Annotated in this window: 17 protein-coding genes; 9 read left to right on the top strand and 8 right to left on the bottom strand. The window is 37.9% G+C overall.

The genetic code is table 11. The features are described from left to right. Positions 1–470 precede the first annotated feature (470 nt). The 6 genes from ACE198_RS13075 to ACE198_RS13050 form a co-directional block, all read right to left on the bottom strand. Entirely contained in the window at positions 471–950 is a 480-nt protein-coding gene (locus ACE198_RS13075) for a carboxymuconolactone decarboxylase family protein (RefSeq protein WP_375375828.1), read from the bottom strand. Positions 951–1,241: 291 nt separating this feature from the next. Continuing rightward, a complete protein-coding gene (locus tag ACE198_RS13070; protein ID WP_375375827.1) occupies positions 1,242–1,721 on the bottom strand; it encodes a carboxymuconolactone decarboxylase family protein in 480 nt (159 codons plus the stop codon). Between the two features lie 611 nt (positions 1,722–2,332). After that, positions 2,333–3,475 (bottom strand): glycerate kinase family protein, encoded by a 1,143-nt coding sequence (locus ACE198_RS13065; RefSeq protein ID WP_375375826.1) that lies wholly within the window; start codon positions 3,473–3,475, stop codon positions 2,333–2,335. A 5-nt stretch (positions 3,476–3,480) separates the two neighbouring features. Continuing rightward, positions 3,481–5,166: an alpha-amylase family glycosyl hydrolase gene (locus ACE198_RS13060; protein WP_375375825.1), complete on the bottom strand. Its 1,686-nt coding sequence runs from the start codon at positions 5,164–5,166 to the stop codon at positions 3,481–3,483. 15 nt (positions 5,167–5,181) lie between these two features. Next, on the bottom strand, positions 5,182–7,830 hold the full coding sequence (locus ACE198_RS13055) for a glycoside hydrolase family 38 N-terminal domain-containing protein (RefSeq protein WP_375375824.1): 2,649 nt from the start codon (positions 7,828–7,830) through the stop codon (positions 5,182–5,184). A gap of 159 nt (positions 7,831–7,989) precedes the next feature. Continuing rightward, positions 7,990–9,963, bottom strand: a complete 1,974-nt coding sequence (locus ACE198_RS13050) for a fructose-specific PTS transporter subunit EIIC (RefSeq protein ID WP_375375823.1) — start codon at positions 9,961–9,963, stop codon at positions 7,990–7,992. Positions 9,964–10,155: 192 nt separating this feature from the next. Between ACE198_RS13050 and ACE198_RS13045 the strand changes: the two genes are divergently transcribed. Next, positions 10,156–10,908, top strand: a complete 753-nt coding sequence (locus ACE198_RS13045) for a MurR/RpiR family transcriptional regulator (RefSeq protein ID WP_375375822.1) — start codon at positions 10,156–10,158, stop codon at positions 10,906–10,908. Between the two features lie 321 nt (positions 10,909–11,229). Here the strand turns inward: ACE198_RS13045 and ACE198_RS13040 are convergent, their stop codons facing one another. After that, positions 11,230–11,709 carry a carboxymuconolactone decarboxylase family protein gene (locus ACE198_RS13040; protein ID WP_375375821.1) on the bottom strand — a complete coding sequence of 160 codons (480 nt, stop codon included), beginning with the start codon at positions 11,707–11,709 and terminating at the stop codon, positions 11,230–11,232. Between the two features lie 632 nt (positions 11,710–12,341). Between ACE198_RS13040 and sigJ the strand changes: the two genes are divergently transcribed. The 4 genes from sigJ to ACE198_RS13020 all read left to right on the top strand — a co-directional run bounded on the left by sigJ (position 12,342) and on the right by ACE198_RS13020 (position 17,349). Next, positions 12,342–13,205: an RNA polymerase sigma factor SigJ gene (gene sigJ / locus ACE198_RS13035; RefSeq protein WP_375375820.1), complete on the top strand. Its 864-nt coding sequence runs from the start codon at positions 12,342–12,344 to the stop codon at positions 13,203–13,205. A 337-nt stretch (positions 13,206–13,542) separates the two neighbouring features. Then, positions 13,543–15,057, top strand: a complete 1,515-nt coding sequence (locus ACE198_RS13030) for a spore germination protein (protein ID WP_375375819.1) — start codon at positions 13,543–13,545, stop codon at positions 15,055–15,057. Beyond that, positions 15,054–16,205: a Ger(x)C family spore germination protein gene (locus ACE198_RS13025; RefSeq protein WP_375375818.1), complete on the top strand. Its 1,152-nt coding sequence runs from the start codon at positions 15,054–15,056 to the stop codon at positions 16,203–16,205. The genes ACE198_RS13030 and ACE198_RS13025 overlap by 4 nt, the downstream gene beginning before the upstream one ends. 52 nt (positions 16,206–16,257) lie before the next feature. Next, complete coding sequence (locus tag ACE198_RS13020; RefSeq protein WP_375375817.1) at positions 16,258–17,349, top strand: GerAB/ArcD/ProY family transporter; 1,092 nt, start codon at positions 16,258–16,260, stop codon at positions 17,347–17,349. A gap of 203 nt (positions 17,350–17,552) precedes the next feature. On the opposite strand, the gene ACE198_RS13015 is transcribed toward ACE198_RS13020, so the two are convergent. Next, the gene (locus ACE198_RS13015; protein WP_375375816.1) at positions 17,553–18,242 is read right to left on the bottom strand and encodes a sigma-70 family RNA polymerase sigma factor; all 690 of its coding nucleotides are present in this window, start codon (positions 18,240–18,242) and stop codon (positions 17,553–17,555) included. A 458-nt stretch (positions 18,243–18,700) separates the two neighbouring features. Between ACE198_RS13015 and ACE198_RS13010 the strand changes: the two genes are divergently transcribed. From ACE198_RS13010 to spxA, 4 genes are all read left to right on the top strand, one after another. Then, on the top strand, positions 18,701–19,141 hold the full coding sequence (locus tag ACE198_RS13010; RefSeq protein WP_375375815.1) for a DUF1641 domain-containing protein: 441 nt from the start codon (positions 18,701–18,703) through the stop codon (positions 19,139–19,141). A 28-nt stretch (positions 19,142–19,169) separates the two neighbouring features. After that, positions 19,170–20,351 (top strand): NAD(P)/FAD-dependent oxidoreductase, encoded by a 1,182-nt coding sequence (locus ACE198_RS13005; RefSeq protein WP_375375814.1) that lies wholly within the window; start codon positions 19,170–19,172, stop codon positions 20,349–20,351. Positions 20,352–20,956: 605 nt separating this feature from the next. Beyond that, positions 20,957–21,373, top strand: a complete 417-nt coding sequence (locus ACE198_RS13000) for an organic hydroperoxide resistance protein (protein WP_375375813.1) — start codon at positions 20,957–20,959, stop codon at positions 21,371–21,373. Positions 21,374–21,617: 244 nt separating this feature from the next. After that, positions 21,618–22,013 carry a transcriptional regulator SpxA gene (gene spxA, locus ACE198_RS12995; protein WP_375375812.1) on the top strand — a complete coding sequence of 132 codons (396 nt, stop codon included), beginning with the start codon at positions 21,618–21,620 and terminating at the stop codon, positions 22,011–22,013. Positions 22,014–22,086: the final 73 nt, after the last annotated feature.

Raw genomic sequence — 22,086 nt, 5'->3', positions numbered from 1 at the left:
CACTCCCCTTGATTCATAATTGTTTAAATTCAGATGAAGTATTAGTTGTTCTTTGGGAAGCAGCTAACCTTCTTAATAAAGATTCCTTTATTTCTCCATCTACCCCATATAACGACTAAGTGTTTCATTCTGTGACAAGGTGTTTAATTAAAAGAGTTTAAATAATAATCAAAGAGTTTAAGAATGTTATTCTCTATGCTATGCAATCCAGTCATTCTATCTAATATATTAGTAAAAGTTTGGTTTCAAACTTTATATGAACATGTATGAATACTTACGATTGTTCCACTAAATAGATATAAATATCAGAAAAACAGAAAAACCAATATCCCTAAAGATACCGGTTTTTTCTGTTTTATTGATGTATGAAAATTTATTAGTCTAGCCCTTCATCAGAATCGTGTTGACACATAGAGATGGTGATGCTGCCACTACCTCATGATTCAATACACATTTTGATCATATCACTATTAGCTTAGACCAGCTTTTGTTAATCCATAGGCTTGGTCAGCTGTTCCTGGTTCCGTTTTAAAAGCAACATTAACACGGTTCCAAGCATTAATGGCCATAATTGAGAAGGTAAGATCTGATAACTCTTTTTCTGAAAACTGACCACGAACACGGTCATAAAGGTCATCCGGTACACCATGCTCAGGCAGCTTTGTCAAAATCTCTGTCCATGCGAGTGCTGCGCGCTCACGTGGACTAAATAGTGTTGATTCACGCCAAATTGGAGTGTGGTAAAGACGCAGCTCTCTCTCTCCATGGATTTTAGCTTCTTTAACGTGCATATCTAAGCAAAAACCACATCCATTCATTTGTGAAGCTCTGATGTGAACTAAATGACGGATTGATTCTTCAATTGAACTTTCCTTCTCTTGCATGCTAAGTCCCATCAACTTTTTAAAAAATTCTGGTGATTCTTTCATATAATTAATACGTTCAGTCATAGTTTGTATACCTCTCTTTTCCTTATTAGTTGTAATCAATGTAAAAACATGTAACTTGAAATACACGACTAGAAGACCCAACAGTAAAGATTATTCCCGAAATAAAATTCCCTTATCCGACTATCTTCACCTGCATTTGCCTTCAAATATATAACGAGTATATGACTTATTCTGTGACAGGTATTCAATTAGAATTAGATTTCGAGGCATTCAACAGAAACCGTGTGACACCTATAGTAGGTGATCTGCCCACTACCTCAAGATCCATTTCACATTTATCTCATATTACTCTTAACTTAGGCCAGCTTTTGTTAATCCATAAGCTTGGTCAGCTGTTCCTGGTTCCGTTTTGAAAGCAACATTAACACGGTTCCAAGCGTTAATGGCCATAATTGAGAAGGTAAGATCTGATAACTCTTTTTCTGAAAACTGACCACGAACACGGTCATAAAGGTCATCCGGTACACCATGCTCAGGCAGCTTTGTCAAAATCTCTGTCCATGCTAGTGCCGCACGCTCACGTGGACTAAATAGTGTTGATTCACGCCAAATTGGAGTGTGGTAAAGACGCAGCTCTCTCTCTCCATGGATTTTAGCTTCTTTAACGTGCATATCTAAGCAAAAACCACATCCATTCATTTGTGAAGCTCTGATGTGAACTAAATGACGGATGGTTTCTTCAATTGAACTTTCCTTCTCTTGCATGCTAAGTCCCATCAACTTTTTAAAAAATTCTGGTGATTCTTTCATATAATTAATACGTTCAGTCATAGTTGGTATACCTCTCTTTTCCTTATTATTGGTAATCTCAATGTATAAACATTTAAATGTAAATACACGACTAGAAGATCAAACAGTAAAGATTATTCCCGAATTATCCGGCTGTAATCTTCACCAACATTGTCCTTCAAATATATAACGACTAAATGACTCATTCTGTGACAAGTAGTCAATTAGAATTAGATTGGTTCGTTCTCATTCAATAATTATCCCTACTCTTTCCTACTATATACACTCTCCCTTGATTCATAATTGTTTAAATTCAGATGAAGTATTAGTTGAACTTTTAGAAGCATCTAACTTTTTGTAATACTGCTTCCATTACCTCTTCATCAACACCTATACAACGACTAAGTGATACATTCTGTGACAAGGTGTTTAATTAAAGTTTATTAAAAAGTTCTCTTTCTTTAGTAAAAAATTATCTGGTAAACTGTTTTTCCATATTATTTTTAAGGTACACATATATTTTGGAGAGTGACTTCCAGAACCCTTTTCTAATTCTGAAGAAGATGCAATGGACTCAGTCATCCATGAAATGATAAAAAGCTGTCCAAAATGGCAATGCCATTTAGACAGCTTATGGTGATTTTTCTAAATTACTAGAAATGTACAGATACGAGTCTTGCAATTTGTTCTGCTGTAATTTCAAGTTGAAGTGCTGAAATGTCAGGTTTTAACGCTTCATCCAACGTGCGGCATTCGGTTTGAATCGAAAATACTCCATTAAAGTATTTGTTCACTTCATCAAGATTAGTATCAATTCGTCCGGCCATTCCAATCACGGGTTTCCCATATTTGTTGGCAAGCTTGGCTACGCCCACTGGAACTTTCCCCATGACAGACTGATTATCTAGGCTGCCTTCACCGGTCACAATCAAATCAGCAGCCATTATCTTTTCCTCAAGAGCGGTTAGCTCAATCACAAGCTCCACACCGGATTGGATGGAGCCCTTTAGAGCTCCTGCAATGGCTCCGCCTAAACCGCCAGCCGCACCTGCTCCAGCGATCTCTTGAACATTCACACCGTACTCTTTCTGAATCAAGGTTGAAAATCGTTCTAACGCCAAATCAAGTTCCATAATATTCTGATCACTGGCCCCCTTTTGCTTAGCAAAAATATGGGCAGCACCCTGAAGACCATAAAACGGATTCGTAACATCACTAGCCGCGATGAAGGTGCATTCCTGCAATTTCGGAAGGATATTCTCATCAGAAAAAAAAGCTGTCTTCAGTAACGGATTACCTGTATTCCCAAGAATTATTCCGTTATCATCAAAAAATTCCCATCCAAGAGCTTGAAGCATACCAATCCCGCCGTCATTAGTTGCACTGCCGCCAAGAGACAGAATAAAGCGGCGATACCCTTTTTCAATAGCATCCTTAATTTGCTCACCAAGCCCATAAGTGTTGGAAAGCATAGGATTACGCCTTCCAGCCGGTACCAATGGCAAGCCGCTGCTCCTTGCACATTCAATAAACACAACCTCTTCCCCATCTAGCTCTAAAATCGCATACTTTGCCATGATTTTGTTCATTAGCGGGTCATGGACTTCAATTTGGATTTCCTTCCCATGCCCGCCATAGAGGAGAGTATCTATTGTCCCCTCTCCTCCATCAGCCATGGGAGATACATCTACAACTGCATGAGGTATTGCTCTTAAAATTCCCGATTTCACACAATTGCCCACCTCAATGCTAGAAAGTGAGTCTTTGAAAGAATCTGTTGCGATTAAAAACTTCATTCCCATCACCTAACCCATAAAAATTGGTATGGCTCAAGCGTTTCCACTGAATCCAACTCTTTACCCGTAAACAGGTCAATGCCTTTCGCCTCAATCTCTACTGTCGCAGGCTGTGAATCCACATTTACGATAAAGAAGATTTCTTCACCAGTCGATTCATTTTGGCGTTTTAACGCAAATACCTTAGAGCCTAGGTCAACAACCGTTTGCTGTGCATAAGGAGAAAAAGCACTTTGCTGTTGGCGGATTCTTATCATTTCTCTCAAGCCTTGAAAAATTCCTTTTCGGCGTGAATTTTCCTCTAGCTCTCTCGTAATCTTCGATAACTCAAGTTTTTCACGGTTAATTCTTCGATTGATCCCAGACACTCCAAGGCCATGGTAATCATTTTCTGATCCAAGCAGTGAATGATAGTATATCGCTGGCACACCGATTACGGATAAAAGAATCGAGTGAGCCGCAAGCATTTTTTTTACAGCGATTTCTTCTGTATTATCTTCACCTTTGTTGATCAAAGCATCAGAGTAATTAATATTCATTTCATAAACTGACTGACTTCCATTTGTATTGGTTTTATATGAAATCCGCCCGCCATTTTCGATTACTTTATCGATTAATACTTGCCGTTCTTCGTCCGTCAAAATTCCTTCTGTCGGACGCATCCCAATCCCATCATGGCTCGCAAGGAAATTAAAATACGTCGCTTCATTCGAAACCTTATCAATGGTCTTTGCCCAAAAAGTTAATTTCGTTGAATCATGGGTGGTCATCGTATGAAGCACAAGCGGCGGAAGGGAGAATTGATACACCATATGCGCTTCGTTTGTACCATCGCCAAAATAGCGAATATTTTCCTGATGCGGAACATTCGTTTCCGTAATGATCTGTGTGTTTGGTTTGAAATAATTCAACACTTCACGCCAAAGCTGAATGATGGCATGTACTTCAGGCATATGAATTGATGATGTACCAGACTCTTTCCAAATGAAACCAATAGCATCCAAACGAATACTAGAGGCTCCTTTATGTGCATAGGTAAGAAGTATATCTGTTGTCTCCAAGAGAACAGGGAAATGGTGGAAGTTCAAATCCACCTGATCCTCACTAAATGTGGTCCAAGCCGTTTTGACAGCTTCCTTCCCCTCATATTCATGAAAAAGTGGAGAAGTCCGCGGGCGGACAACCTGTTCGGTATTAAATTCTGGATCCTTCGAGATGAAATATTCCTGGTATTTCTCCTCTCCATTTAAGTAGCCTTTAAACCACTCGCTGGATTTAGAAATATGGTTGGCGACAAAATCATACATGAGACGATAATCCTTGGACATGTTTGTAATATGATCCCACGTTCCTAATTCTGGATTAATCTCTCGATAGTCCACAACGGAAAAACCATCATCTGAAGTAAAAGGAAACATCGGCAGCAAGTGAACATCGGTAATCGTATCCTGTACTTCTTTTTTTAAAAAAGAATGCAAGGTCTCTAATGTCGGTTTCCCTTGTTCATAAATACTATCTCCGTACGTGATCAAATAGATATTTTTTTCAGAAGGAGCGTTAATCTTATCCCATTGCTCTTTTTCCCATCGGCTGATAAGGTATTGGAAATTTTCCATAAAGCTTTCTTGATATTCATTCCGATAAATGTCTTTTAGCTTTTTTTCAATCTTAGCTAAAATGGAATCCTTCATCATTACTTCATCCCTTTAACGTAATTTTAATGTAACATAGCCTTTGGCTGGGACTGTTACAGGTCCGTTCAATTTCTCTAATTCCCTTTCATATAAGTTCGTCAGGCTGACTTCTTCAAAAGTATGCTCTAATATTACGTCTTCTGATCGATCTGTCGGATTAAATAAACGGATGATTACACTTTTATCCTCATACGCGCGCTTGCAGCTGCTCAAGAATATCTTTTTATTGTCTAATCCGAAAAGCGAAGCCTGGTCCGGCAGTTGCTTTATAGGATACGGTATTTCAAATCGCTCCAGTCGCTCTTCAAATGTATTAAGGCTTTGCTTTTGATACACAGCATAACGCCCTTGGAATTCTTCCACCGCTTGGAATATCTCTTTTTCATTCAGGGCACCTGCGGTAAAATACAAGGCATATTCAAATTCTAACTGTTTTTGAATTTGTGCATCTGGTGTATAGACCACTTTATTATTAATCCCGGAAGCACGGCCCGGACGCCATAGGAGGTCATCCCTTCCAAGCAAGCCGACACTGCGGAACAACGTTAGTGCAAGTGTGCCTGTTTCTGGGAGAACTTCATATTCTTTCATACCTTTTGTGATGGCGGCAAACACCGAAGTACCATCCGTAACACCCGCAAAATTCTCTAATGGATAAATTGGAACCGGCGCCTCAGCAAACTTATTTTCACGCCAGTTATTTAGGTAAGGATTGTCAACTGGCCGTTCTAGAATACTGAAAGCCTGGTCTGCAAAGGAAGATCTTGGGCTTGCAACAGAACTGTTAAGCAGCACCCGTACACGGTGATCCTTTATTTGATTGTCTACATGATGCTTGACGCGGACAAACTTTTCACCGGCCCTCACCTCCAATTCTGTTGTAATCATCAAGGTTTTGCTGCGTTCGCCCTTTTTGCTTTCATCTAAATCAGCTGGAACCTCCGCATCGTGTAGAAGGGTCATTTTTTGTATAAAATGACCTTTTTCTACCTTCACTAGTTCAGCTGTTTTCAAATAATTTGGCTCATCACCTAAAAGCGGTGAGAAGTCATAGGAATCACCTGAATCCGCAACATTTTCAAACTTCAGGAAGGCAGGAATGATTTTTCCTGAAGGTTTGTTCAACAGAGTAACGGAGCCATTTTCAAATACAATCGAAAACATTTCATTTTCTATTACTCCTGATTCTATTGGTGATAACAGTGATAAAGCTCCATGGGTTTCTTCAACCGTGCAAGTACGGTAACCCATTGCCGGTACATCAGTTATTTGCAACTCAACCACTGTGCGGTAATAACCAGGTACCTCTACTTCTTTCTCCCCCTCGGCTGTAACTACAATCTTCTTACCACCGCTTAAATACTCTTGACTAATGATATCGAATGGTATAATCTCGCCCATCAAATTCTTAATTTGGAAAGCTTCAGCCTTTGTGAAAAGAACATTCTCCATGCTTCCGCTAAACTCTCTTGGCATTGTATTGAATAAAACTAGGACATTCTCTTTGCCTGTTTCGTTACTGATCGCCTCTGTCAACTGCTTTTTGATGATATTAATCAGTCCATCACAAATCCGATTTACTTTTTCTAAACGGTGGATAATATCTTGATTCGTATCATCCGAATTACACCCGCCGATACTATCATGAGCGTGAACATCAAATAGCTGTTTCCACATGATATCCAGCCATTCCTGTGGATATTTTAATCCAGCCTGCTGCCCGATGATCGCAAGCGGCTCGAGGATATAGATAATTTTGTTTTCTACCATATAATTGAGCTTTTTGATATCATAGCGTTGCGAACGAATTGTGTTATGAATCCGTGATTTTTGTGATGCAATCAATTCACCATTGATTTCATTGGTAAACGGAGCATCTTCAGTCCATGTTTCCTTCATAAACGTTTCATAGTCTGATAGGACGTATTCATGATTCGGGTCCTTCTCATTTAACTGATTAACCGTCTCAGGAAAATGCTCTCTAACTAGGACTTGGTCACCGCCTGCTGGAAGCAGGAGATGATCACTGTTTTGATTCAACGCAGCTATCTTTTCAAGCATCGGGAGCAATCGTTCCTCAAGGTAAGCATCACTTGCTTCCAAAAACTTTCCTGGTCCATAACCAAAATATATATTATTCGCTTTGACCGACTGTCCATCCGGTGATTTCCAGATAAAATTCAAATCGTTGTTCAGCTGGTCGGTATAGATCCCTCGCTGCACAACGCTATATTCGATATCAAAGCCATTAAAAATGGACGGCAGGTAGGCATTTTGTCCAAAGATATCTGGTAAATAGCCTACCTCCATGCTGTGGCCAAGATCGTTTGCAATTCTTGTTCCGTAAAGGAGATTTCGAATGATGGATTCTTTATTAACCAGCAGTGAATCTGTTTGGGTATACCATGGTCCGACATGAATTCTTCTTGTTTGAACCAACTTGCTGAATCGGTCTCGATTTTCTGGGCGGACCTTTAAATATTCATCAATAATCGAAGATTGGGCATCAAACACATAGCCCGTATAGGCGTAATTATTTTCAAGAACCTCGATTAGATGGTCAAGATTTTCAACTAATAATACATTTGAATCTTCTATTGTAAAGTACCACTCACGATCCCAATGGGAATGAGGTACGACATAAACACGTTTGCTCTTCAATGGATGTAAGCCTCCTCAAAGTAAATGGGGATGGGGATTAAACGACCTGAATTTCTCCAGAGGTTCAACCCCCACTCTTCTCTTTTTAAAATTTGGTTCATGTTAGGGCTAATTGTTAATCTTGCTTCTATGTTGATTGGAGCGGAAAATCAACATAGCCTATAATTTAGAAGTTTTTCCGTTGCGTTCTGCTTTTTTAATCAATGCCAAGCGAATAAAGATATTCGCGAAAGCGATGAACAATGTACCGACTGCTAAGCCGCCTAGGTAAGCCCAGATTCCTTCAACAAGCGGCCAGCCCCAAATCGCTGGAAGTGGATACCATTGAACTGCACCAAGAATCACAGCTGTAACGGAGCCAAGAATCGCACCTAAGATGTTAATTGGAATCGTAATGATTGGATTACGGAGCATAAATGGAATCGCCCCTTCACTAATCGCAATAAAACCAAGCAATAATGATGTGTTACCTGTAATTCGCAGATTTTCATCGAACACTCGGCGTCCAACCACATATTTGTCAATAATCGTTGCCAAGCCAAGACCGATTGGCGGAATGACAATCGATAATACCCTAGGTGTTAATGGGAAAATTTGATCCGCGGCTAGTCCAATCGCAATCGCACCTGCGGCTTTGTTAATCGGTCCGCCAAGGTCAAATGCCGTTGCTGCTGCAATCAGAATTGATAATCCAATTTCACCAGAGCCTTGAGCTCCTTCAATCCAATTGCGAAGTGCAAGGTTCAAACCGCCAAATACAGGGTCAATCACATAAAAATTGAGTAAAAAGATCGATAATACCGTGATCGCTGGAATAATCAACATCGGCTTCATCGCCTGTAGATTTTTGCTCAGCTTAATTTTTTCATTTAAGAATTTAGATAGATAACCAGCTGTTAAACCAAGGATTAGTGCTCCTAAGAAACCAGATGGGATACCGCCTTCAATTCCCCAGAACGTATAGTGAAGTCCTGCAGCAAATGCACCACCGATTAAACCTGAGACAATACCAGCACGATCCGCTAAAGCATACGCTAGGAACGCACCAAAGACAGGATACATGAACTTAAAGATCAACCCGCCAAATTTATCAAGGTGATGAAGAATCACAAATAGTTCGTTAGAATGAGTGGCATATTTAATATCGCTAATTTCATTTACAAGACCAAAAGGCATTGAACCTAATTTCGCAATACCGATCATCAAACCTGCGGCAACAATAATCGGAATCATATAAGAAATACCTGTTAAGACGGCTTGAGCCATTTCAGCAAGAATACCTTGCTTCTGGCGGTTGTTTTCAGTTCTAACTTCATTTTCATCGACAGTTACTTTTCCATCCGGACGATTTAACGCACGGTCGATTAAGCTATTTGCATTTTTCAACGGGTCAGCTACACGTGTCTGAACAAAAGGAATCCCTTTGAATCTCTCTTTATTTTTCGTAGCAATATCGGTCGCAAAAATGATCGCATCCGCTTGTTTAATTAAGTCCGCTGTATGAGCATCTTCAATTCCATTAGCGCCCTGCTTTTCAGAAACAACACGGACCCCCATCTCACGGCCTGCTTTTTCAAGTGCCTCTGCAGCCATGTAGGTATGAGCTATCCCAGCAGCACAGGCTGTAATGACAAGGACTGTTTTATCATAATCTTGATTTTGTGCAGCTTTTTCATCTTTTTGATCCAATGCCGTCATAAATTCACTTGAGGTTTTCGCTAGCATTAAGCGGTTGAGATAGCTGCTGTCCATTAAACGCACACTAAGCTCAGACAATAATCTTAAATGAGTCGAACCCGCCTCTTCTTCAGGAATAGCTAATAAAAACACCAGCTTAACCTTGTTGTTCGGATCGATACTTTCCCATTTGTTTACCGGATCCTTTAAACGAGCTACTGCGAAAGCCGCTTTTTTCACTGCCTTTGACTTTCCGTGCGGAATCGCTAAGCCAGCTTCTAGTCCTGTAGCTGAAACCTGTTCCCGTTCCATGACTGCTTTAATAAATTCTTCTTTAGAGCTTAAGGCACCCCTTTCAAAAAGAGCACCACTTAATTTTTCAATGATTGATTCTTTTGAAGAAAGCTTCACATCTAGAAAGATGAGTCCTTCTTGCGTCATTTTTCTTAATTCCAAGGCTGTACACCCCTTTATATAAAATATTTATAGGTAAGTTGAAATCCCTTACACCATAGTTTTAACACAGAGAGTATAGCCTTGATTGTACATAATGCGTACAATTATACTTAAGCAAGTACATAACATTAATATTTTGCAAAGAACTTATGTACCATACACACGAATTGATTATTTAAAGGAGTTATCTCAATGGGAAAGATCATTGATAGGTTCGCTGCATACATCAGTGAATTGACCTATGCAGAAAAGCATGTACTTTATTATGTAGAAAACAACCTTAAGACAGCTAAACAACAATCGCTCACAACCATGGCTCAGGCGAATAATGTCAGCACGACGACGATTATCAGGATGTGCCGTAAGCTTGGTTTAGAGGGCTTTTCACAATTCAAATGTATCCTTAAGAGTATGGATGAAGAGGAACGGCCGATCCATGATAATATGCTGGAACGCTACCGGGAGGACATGAATCATACACTTTCCTCCCTCCAAGTTAGTAAGCTAGAATCGATAAACGAGCAGCTATCAAGGGCAAACCGAGTAACGATTGTCGCTGTTGGTTTATCCAAAATGTTCGGTGAATACTTTAGCAAGCTCCTCATGCAAGTAAATAAGTCGACTTCCTATGTGTATGAATCACATATTATCGATTTACTGGTCAACATGGTCCAGACAAATGATTTGATCATTTTCATTTCTTCCAGTGGTGAAACGAAAACGATTGTCCAGGCCGCCGAGAAGATTCGATATAAAAATGTCGATACCTTGGCCATTACCAATTCGGCAGGAAGCACCCTCTCGAAGATTGCCAGAAATAACATCAGTGCAGATGTCCAGCGTATCAGTTATGCAGGATATGATCTGTCTGCACGTTCAACCATTGTCGTCCTTATCGATTTAATTTTTGAATTTTATTTAAAAAAGATCACCAAAAAAGCGTAAAGGTTTCCTTTGCGCTTTTTCTTTTTAATTACTTTTATCTAGGAATACAACATACGTTTTCACAAAAGCGTATTCAGTTTTAATTATGAAGATAGTCGCTTTGACGGTAAGTCAGGAGGGGCACATTGCAGCAATACATTAGAATGTAGATATTATTACGAAGAGTTATCTCGAGTAACTCGAACATTTAAAATTCATATATGAATACTTATGATTGTTTCACTAAGTAGATATTAATATCAGAACAACAGAAAAACCCATATCCTTAAAGATATCGGTTTTTCTGTTTTTGATCCATTTCACATTTACCTCATATAACTGTTAGCTTAGGCCAGCTTTTGTTAATCCATAGGCTTGGTCAGCTGTTCCTGGTTCCGTTTTAAAAGCAACATTAACACGGTTCCAAGCATTAATGGTCATAATTGAGAAGGTAAGATCTGATAACTCTTTTTCTGAAAACTGACCACGAACACGGTCATAAATGTCATCCGGTACACCATGCTCAGGCAGCTTTGTCAAAATCTCTGTCCATGCTAGTGCCGCACGCTCACGTGGACTAAATAGTGTTGATTCACGCCAAATTGGGGTGTGGTAAAGACGCAGCTCTCTTTCACCATGGATTTTAGCTTCTTTAACGTGCATATCTAAGCAAAAACCACATCCATTCATTTGTGAAGCTCTGATGTGAACTAAATGACGGATTGATTCTTCAATTGAACTTTCCTTCTCTTGCATGCTAAGTCCCATCAACTTTTTAAAAAATTCTGGTGATTCTTTCATATAATTAATACGTTTAGTCATAATTGGTATACCTCTCTTTTCCTTATTATTGGTAATCACTATATAAACATGTACCTGCAAATATACGACTAGAAGATCAAACAGGAAAGATTATTCCCGAATTAAAAGTAGCTTATCCGGCTGTCATCTTCACCTACATTTGCCTTCAAATATATAACGACTAAATGACTCATTCTGTGACAAGTAGTCAATTAGAATTAGATTGGTTCTTTCTCATTCAATAATTATCCCTACTCTTTCCTGCTATTTACACTCCCCCTTGATTCATATTTGTTTAAATTCAGATGAAGTATTAGCTAAACTTTTAGAAGCAGCTAACCTTTTGTCATACTGCTTCCATTACCTCTTCATCTACACCTATACAACGACTATGTGATTCATTCTGTGACATGGTGTCAATTAAATGAATTTTTAAGAAAATACTCTTTCTTTTTTTCAAAACTATCAGGTTAACCTTTTTTTCATAATATTTTTAAGGTATACATATTTGGAATGTAGTAGGAAATGTTATATATGTTAAAAATTTATTAAAAAAAATACTATACTTTGTCACAAAATTGCTCCTCAGCTCGTTTTATATGAAGCCCATGCTACGGATTAGTGAATTGTAGAATGAGAATGGAAGTGAAAATATGCAAGAACTGTACGAAAAATATAAAAGGCTGCTGTTTAAACTCGCTTACCAACTGACAGGATCGGTTTCAGATGCGGAAGATGTTGTCCATGATGTTTTTTTAAAATTATATGACGTACCTCCGGAGAAGTTGGGTGAACCAAAAGCCTATCTTTGTAAAATGGTAACGAATCGATGTCGGGATTTACAAAAAACAGCTCGCAAGAAGCGAGAACAATATTTTGGAGAATGGCTTCCTGAACCCCTTTCTAATTCTGAAGAGGATTCAATGGACTCAGTCATCCGTGACGATGAATTGTCTTATGGGGTACTTGTGCTACTTGAAAAGCTTTCACCAACGGAACGTGTCGTTTTTGTCCTTCGTGAAGCACTTGGCTTTGAATATCATGAAATAGCTGAACTCATAGAAAAAAGCGAAGTGAATTGCCGCAAATTGTTCAGCCGTGCAAATTCAAAGATGGGGATTAATTCTGAAGAGGAAGTTCATCCTGAAGCTGCTTCTCAAGATTTAGTTCATGATTTTATAATAGCACTCAAACAGGGGAACCTGAATCAGGTCCTATCTATGCTTAATCAAAATGTTGTACTTGTCGCAGATGGAGGTGGCAAGGTATCAGCTGCTGTAAAACCAATTTTAGCACGGGATCGAGTTGTTAGGTTTCTGTTTGGTGGATTTCGTAAAGCGTCCATGGTTGATGGAATTTCACATATTGAAATCGGTAAAATTAACGGTCAACCTGCTCTTATTCTTCGTTCAAACGAAGGTATTCACACAGTTGGGATGATTCATGTCGAAAATAATATGATTCGCAACATATATATTATCCGGAACCCAGACAAGCTGAAACATGTAGAGATATGAAATAATTTTTTATAACACACACACAAGCAGATATATATAATGAAATCTATCAGAATGGAGCAATAATAAGGCCCATGGAGATAGTAATAGTTGAGGATGATTACTTTTTAGAATCTTATAAATATTTTTAAAGCTTAAAGGGCTAGTAAATAGCAGTTTAAGCTTTTTAATTTTTATTTAGAAAGGCTCTTGTATCTCCTTTCCTAACTTGAAAAGTATAGGTGGGAGAAGTGTCTTAGGTTTTATTATCTCCCTATGAAAAAATTGATAGAGATTTAAAGAAAGTATATTTAGTTTAAATAGGGAATAACTAAATTAAAAACGTGAGGTAGGACAGATGATGGGATTGTTTGGAAACACACAACAAATTAACGAAGGTAAATCCAATTCAAATCTTTCTGCCGAAAATATGGATAAAAATATCGGAAAGAATATTCTAGAAAATGTGGAAACGTTTAAAAAGATATTTAATCGTAGTTCTGATATTAAGTTTCGTGAAATTAAGATCCAAAGCATAACGAAGCTTTTCTTGATTTATGTTGACGGAATGGTAAATACAGATATTGTCACTTCTAACATTTTAGAACCATTGATGTACGCTGGTTTGCCTCAAGGTCTTGGGGCAGTTGATAGTGTTTCAGAGATGTTGGAGCAGGATCGATTTACTGTGTTACAAACGAAGAAAGTTTCGAGCGTAAATGATATATCTGAAGCTATTTTAAAAGGGAATCTTGCTTTATTTATCGATGGAGAAAGTATTGCTTTACTAGCTGATGTTAAAAAAATTGAAACTCGAAGTATACAAGAGTCTATCTTAGAGCCAGCCCTACGCGGATCAAGAGAAAGTTTTACAGAGAATCTGCGAACGAATACGACGTTGCTCCGCCGGATTATTGCATCCCCTACCCTGAAAATTGAAGAATTAATAATCGGAAAACTGACAAGAACCGACGTAGCTGTTGTTTATATTGAGGGAGTTGCTTCAAAATCTGTCGTCGATGAAGTCCTTAATCGAGTTAAAAAGATTCAAATGAATGGGGTACTTGAATCGGGGATTATCGAGGAATCCATTGAAGAAAATCATTTTTCCCCCTTTCCCCAAATCATGAATAGTGAGCGTCCAGACGTTGTTGCCGCTGGATTACTTGAGGGGAAAGTGGCGATATTAACCAGTGGAACCCCTGTTACACTTATCGCTCCCATGACGTTTTGGGCCGGAGTTCAGGCACCAGATGATTACCATCAACGCTTCTTGTTTATAATGATGATTCGATGGGTTCGCTATATATTTACCATTTTATCGGTTCTTTTACCATCCTTGTATATTGCATTAACCAACTATCATCCGGAAATGGTTCCGCCCAAACTAATGTTGAATATTGCTGCACTGCGGGAAAGGGCACCGTTTCCGACAGTGATTGAAATTTTATTAATGGAGTTCATATTTGAAGGCTTACAGGAAGCTGGAATTCGTTTGCCAAAGCAAATAGGTCCGCTTGTAAGTATAGTTGGTGCGTTGGTCATCGGGGAAGCAGCTGTTAGTGCGGGAATCATTTCCGGACCTATTGTCATTGTCGTATCGGCTGCTGGAATTGCATCGTTTATTATTCCTCGATATAGCTTCGGTTTCCCCTTACGCATGTTAAGATTCCCTTTACTCATTCTAACTGGAATATTTGGCCTTTTTGGAACATCGATTGGGATTTGTACGATTTTCATTCATCTTCTTAATCTTCAATCATTTGGGACTCCTTACCTTTCCCCGTTGGCTCCGCTTAACAAGCACGGGCTTAAGGATGTGTTGATACGATGGCCGCGAAGGCTAGTAAAAAATGAGAGGGATCATTCATGAAACGTACTGCTAAACTTTGTTTACTATTTCTCTTACAACTATGGATCACAACCGGATGTTGGAACCTTAAGGAACCGGATCAACTCTCATATGTCACAGGAAATGGGCTAGATTTGACAAAAGACGGAAAATTGGAAGCGAGTACTCTAATAGTTGTACCAACGGGGGTTGCAAGTGGCGGAGAATTGAGTGGGGGAGAAAAAAATCAAAGCTTTCATGTAATAAGTGCTACTGGTACTAACGTTACAGAGGCGATTGTGAACATTCAGGCAAAACTATCCCGAGTTGTATTCCAAGGGCATCGAGAAATCTTTCTTATCGGACAAAGAATGGCAGAACATGGAATTGGTGAAACAATCGACCCGTTCCTTCGAAATGCCCAATCACATTTGCAGTCATTAATATACGTGGTAAAAAACAGAAATGCGAAAGACGTATTTTCAGATGAGCCAATGTTTGAGCCATACATTTCAACGGCACTTGAGAAAGAGCAAACAGCATTAGGTTTCAAACCGTATCTAGCCCGTGAGCTTATTGCGGATACAATGAGTGATGGAACACAGCCTCTATTACCTGCAGTTAGTTTAAATTCCACAAAACACTTTAGTTATTCTGGGTCTGCCATACTAAATAAAGATGATGGTGTGAAATTGGTGGGATTCTTAAATAGAAAAGAATCTTATTATGCAACTTGGATCACTGACAGACTAACAAATTTCACACTCACTTCATATGTTCCCAAAGGGGATGGAAACGTTAGTTTAAGATTAGAAAAATTAGGTCGGCGGATTCGGGTGAAAAAAGTCGATGAACGAATTCAAGCTGACATCCATCTCATAGGAGAAGGAACTATTATCGAAAACAATACAAAACTAGACCCATCCAAACGGAAGGATCTTTTGCTTATTCAAGATGAACTTGGTCATAAGACACAGAAATCTGCAAAACTACTTGTCAAAAAGGTTCAAAATAAATATAAAATGGACATCTTCGGGCTTGGTGAAAGTGTACATCAACAATATCCTCAAAAGTGGAAAACCTTAAAGAGAAATTGGGCCAAGACATTTCCTACTGTTGATGTTTCGGTCAAAGTAGACCTTCAAATCAATGATCCGGGTATAACTAATTCGTCCTCGAATAAGCCTTAAATTTCATTCAGGCTGCTAGTATTGATTTTCTAAAAGGAGTGGGCAAAAATCTATGAAGCTTTCAGGAACGCAACTGGTGTGGATCATTGTAACCACTGAAACTGGGGCAATGATCGGATTAAGAATTACACCAGCGATCCAAGTGGCAAAACAGGATGCATGGCTTTCTATGATAATTGGGGGCATTATAGGTGTTTCTTTAACTTTTTTGGTTGTTCATCTATGTACTCTCCACCCCAACCAAACATTGTTTCAATTTAGCCAGGCATTGTTAGGTAAATGGTTAGGAAGACTGATTGTCCTTCCTTATTTGGTTTCCTGGTATATTTTAACTGCTGTGTTACTGCGTGCCTTTGCAGATTTTATTCATCTTATACTTCTTAACAGAACTCCTCTGTGGTTAATCATACTGCTTTCAATAGGTTTAGTGACATATTTGTCCTATACCTCAGGCATAACGGGAATTGGACGATTTTGTGAACTAGTAGGGCCCTTAATTATTTTTACGATGATTGTTAGTTTCATTTTAATTGTACAAAACTTAAAGTTGCATAATTTACTACCTTTCTATGCTGATTCCGAATGGATGAACATATTGAAGGGATCAATTGCTCCTGCTTATTGGTTCTCAGGTCCGTTCGTCTTATTGGTTATCGTTTCTTTTGTACAAAACACAAAAAAAGTGCTTTCAAAATCCATCTTAGGCGTAGGAATTACTATTTTCGTAATCTTTACTGCCACCCTTATTGTCCTGTTGGTCTTTGGGCCGAATTTATCAACCAAATTAAGATTTCCTTATTTTTCGGCAGTTAGAACGATTGATATTTTAAATTTCATTCAAAACGCTGATATCTTTTTGATGTTTATTTGGATCTTTGGAGTGATTGCCCAAGCTTCCCTTTATTTTTTTATTGCAAGTTATGAAATGGCAAATTGGATTAATGTAAAAGATTGGCGAAAAATTATTTGGTTCGGCGCGCCTGCGATCGCTATAATCACTATTTTGATTCCTGGTGTATCAGCATTTACATTATTCGACGAATTTTGGACAGCTGTGGTATTCCCTGTTTGTGGTATTGGTATCCCTCTTTTCTTATGGACCCTTTCAGCCGTCAAAAAGAAAGCATACGAAAAAAAGGTTTGAAGAAGCTTATTTCATTGAACTATTTTTCTTTATGTACGTAAAAGAGTTTAAGAAAGGAGATACAAGACCCCTTTCTAAATAAAAATAAAAAAGCTTAAATGGCTATTTACTAGCCCTTTAAGCTTTTAAGGTATTTACAAGATAATGGAAGGTAATCATCCCCTGCTATTACGATCTCCATTGGATATCTGATATTCCATCAATCATTGATGCTTGCGTAACATGGCCAAACAGAAACTTTTCAACATGATCTCGTGTTTCAATTGGTTCACCAGCACCCAATACTTTGCCTCCCCCATCTGAGACCAGTACAACAATTTGATCATAGCTAGGACTTGATTTAGGTTCCCCTGTTTGAGTGCTATTAATAAATAATGAACTAAATCTTGAGAAGCGGCTTCAGAATGAACTTCCTCTTTAGAACTAAGCTTCATCTTTGCACTTGCGCGGCTAAACAACTTGCGGCAATTCGCTTCGCTTTTTTCTATGAGTTCAGCTATTTCATGATATTCAAAGCTAAGTGCTTTACGAAGGACAAAAACGACACGCTCGGTCGGTGTAAGCTTTTCAATTAGCAGAAGCATCCCGTAAAACAATCGATCGTCACAGACGACCGAATCTATTGAATTTTCTTCAGAACTAGAAAGAAGTTCAGGAAGCCAATCTCCAAAATATAGATCTCGCCTCTTGTGAGCTGTTTTTTGTAAATCCCGACACCGATTCGTTACCATTTTACAAAGATAGGCTTTAGGTTCACCCAACTTATCCGGCGGTACGTCATATAACTTTAAAAAAACGTCATGGACAACATCTTCCGCATCTGTAACCGATCCTGTCAGTTGGTAGGCGAGTTTAAACAACAACATTTTATATTTTTCGTACAGTTCTTTCATCTCTTCACTTCCATTCTATTTCAACAATTCACTAATTCGTAGCAGGGCTATAAATATAACGAGATAAGATACAATTTTGTGACAAATTAAAGTATTTTTCTTAAATTTGTGCAAAACATTTCCTATTAAACATGGATCACGTACAAAGAGTATTAGAAAAGACTATTATCCTGAGTATCTATTATTTAGAAAGAGCATGTTTTGATATTCGTATCAAATTTAAATCTAATTTGACCGCTTGTCACAGAATGAATCACTAATTCGTTACATATATGTAATCCTGCTTACGGTAGGAATCCTGTGAGGTCTTTATATTCTCACAGCCAAATTTTTTGGGATTATTTGTGAAAAATTTCACAATATTTTAAACCGTTAGCTATTCCAATGTTTCCATGGGAAAGGTGTCTCTTTAGCTCCTTATAAATAAAATTATTACTATACGCAAAGGAGAATTAGAAATGGCAGAAATAATTACTCAAACAAAGTCTAAACAAGAAACACTAAACTTGTCAGCAAATCTAGAACAATTTGATATCCTTGAACGGCTATTAAAACCTGAGGTTCAGGAGTCATTGACTATGTTGGTCGATCAGCTTCCAAAATTGACTGAACTTGTAAATTTTTTGACGAAGTCATATGACTTTGCTCAAACTGTGGCTAATGATGAAGTACTAAAAAACGATACTATTGGAGCGATACAAGAAATTTTAGAACCTGTAACACACAGCGTAAAAAACATTGCATCAATGGCTATCGAAGCAAAAGACCGTGCTGAGGAAAGCAACGAAGTGATAGGCCTTTTTGGACTTTTAAAGATGTTAAAAGATCCGCAAGCCCAGAAGTTATTCCGTTTCGTAAACACTTTTCTACAAATTACTGCAGAACGAGATAATAAATAATACTAATAATAAGAACGGAGGATTAATTATGGCTAAACATATCGTCATCTTAGGTGCGGGTTATGGTGGACTACTAACTGCTTTAACTGCTCGCAAATATTTATATAAAGCTGACGCACAAATAACAGTGGTTAACAAATATCCAACTCACCAAATCATCACTGAACTGCACCGCCTTGCAGGGGGAACTATTTCTGAACAAGCAATTTCTATATCTTTAGAAAAACTTTTCAAAGGAAAAGATATTGATCTTAAAATTTCAGAGATTGAATCTTTTTCAGTAGACAATAAACTATTGAAGCTTGCTGATGGTTCTACTTTAACTTATGATGCCCTTGTTGTTGGTTTGGGAAGTCAAACAGCTTATTTCGGCATTCCAGGACTTGAAGAGTACAGCATGGTGTTAAAATCAGTTGATGATGCAAACAACATTTACAATCATATTGAAGATCGCATTCGCGAATTTGCTCAAACGAAAAATGAAGCAGATGCAACAATTCTAATAGCCGGCGGTGGATTAACTGGCGTTGAATTAGTTGGTGAAATCGTTGAGAATATGCCTAAAGTTGCTAAAGGCTATGGCGTTGATCCTAAAGAATTGAAAATCATGCTCGTAGAATCTGGTCCAAAAATTCTTCCAGTTTTACCTGATCAATTAATTAAACGTGCAATGACTAGTTTAGAAGCCCGCGGAGTTGAATTCTTAACAGGTCTTCCTGTAACAAATGTTAAAGGAAATGAAATCGACTTAAAAGATGGCCGCAAAATCATAGCAAATACTTTCGTTTGGACTGGTGGAGTACAGGGCCTTCCTCTAGTTGGAGAATCAGGCCTCGAAGTAGATCGTAACCGTGCAACTGTTAATCGTTTTCTTCAATCTAATTCTCATAATGACGTATTTATTGTCGGTGACAGTGCTGTTGTCTATCCTCCAGAAGGTGGTCGTCCATACTCACCTACTGCACAAAATGCTTGGCAAATGGGTGAACTTGTTGGTTACAATCTATTTGCATACTTACAAGACAAAACATTGAAAGAGTTTGCACCAATTAACTCAGGTACACTTGCAAGCCTAGGTCGTAAGGATGGTGTTGCTATAATTGGGTCCAACTCAATTCCACTTCAAGGGCTGCCAGCTACTCTAATGAAAGAAGCAAGTAACATACGTTATTTGTCACATATTAAAGGACTGTTCAGCTTAGCCTATTAAAACTTATTCATAAAATTGCTAAATAATGAATAAGTTTTTGTTTCTAAGAGGTGACTCAAACCCAAATGGCTTGATCAATCTCCCCTAACGATGAACTATTTACGATTGTAGCCAATACAAATTCCATTAAAGTAAATAATGGAATTTGTAGGCTATAGTCGTTTTCTTTTAGGTAAAGATATCCCCGTGAATTGAATAGTTCAAATATATCCATATAAGTTTGTTCATACGTAAGAAACATGATGTTATGGTGGTTCTTTTTTAGTTTGAGGAAAAAATGGATGGTTAAAAAAGGCTTCGATTGGATGGATGTAAAATTAATAAATCTATTATTATGGAGAAGTAGCTATTATTATGGAATGCATTTGAAAGGTAATGGAAATGATGATTGGTTAAATTTGTGAATTGATTCACAAATATCTCTTCACCATAAGTTTTTTGTTTTTTCGCTTTATATCTTATTTTAATTAGATGGATGGATGGACTCTTCCCTTCCCCCATCTTGAAAAAAATTTAATTTTATATAATTAAGTTGTGGACAATTTAATTATATAAAATTAAATTGTAGGCAATTTAATTTTAAATATAATTTATGAGGTGATTATATGTCAGTGCTGTTTACATCAAAAGCAACAACACATGGTGGACGTGAAGGAAGAGTAAAATCAGAGGATGGAATCATTGATTTGAATCTTGTTATGCCGTCACCAAACAACAAGAAAGAAGGCTCAAATCCTGAACAACTATTCGCAGCAGGTTACTCAGCTTGTTTCGATGGAGCTTTAAATCTGATTGCAAGAAAAAACAAACACAAAATTGAGTCATCTATTACAGCGGCAGTGAGTTTATTGAAAGATCCAGCAGACGATGGTTTTAAAATCGGTGTAGTTCTGCATGCACATGTAAAAGGTGTTTCTCAAGAAGTAGCTGAACAATTGGTGAAAGAAGCTCATGAATTCTGCCCATATTCTAAAGCAACAAGAGGGAATATTGAGGTTTTATTAGAAACAACAGTAGAATAGTAAAAAGGAACCTATTGGCACTGCAAGTGCCAATAGGTTCCTTTTGTTTCATTATTTTTGATTATAAGTAGGCATGACTTTAAGTACATCATTAATTTGACAGTTTAGCTTATGCAATTCCTCATGATAGTTGGAAAAAGTAGGATTAGCTGTTCTAGAAGGTAAATGAAAAGGAAACGTCTATTAAATTTGACTGAAAATGCGGGAGCATAGTATTAGTATAAGATTGGAGGATGCTTTATAAATGATAAACTTTTATACATCGACAAGTTGTGGATCTTGCAGAAAAGCAAAAGATTGGCTTGACCAGCACCAAATTGCTTATATAGAAAGAGACATTTTAACCTATCCATTTACGATAGAGGAAATTAAAAATATCCTTCGATTGACAGAGGATGGTACAGATGAAGTCATTTCTACAAGATCTAAAGCTTTTCAAAAGGTGAATTTAAACATGGATTCTCTCTCAATACAAGAATTGTACCAGATAATTAAAGATAATCCAGGATTATTACGAAGACCGATAATCCTTGACGAAAAAAGATTACAAGTCGGATATCATGAACATGAAATTCGTAAATTTTTGCCACGAAAAATCCGAACATTCCAATTTCAAGAAGCCCAAGGGATAATAAATTAATAATGAAGAATGTAATTTAGTTGGGTCAGTGCTGTATTAATTTGTATTAAATCTTTATTGAAAAACTAAATTA

Source organism: Neobacillus sp. KR4-4 (assembly GCF_042136325.1).
In the GTDB taxonomy this organism is placed as follows: Bacteria; Bacillota; Bacilli; order Bacillales; family Cytobacillaceae; genus Neobacillus.
This window is presented reverse-complemented; position numbering and strand designations above follow the sequence as displayed.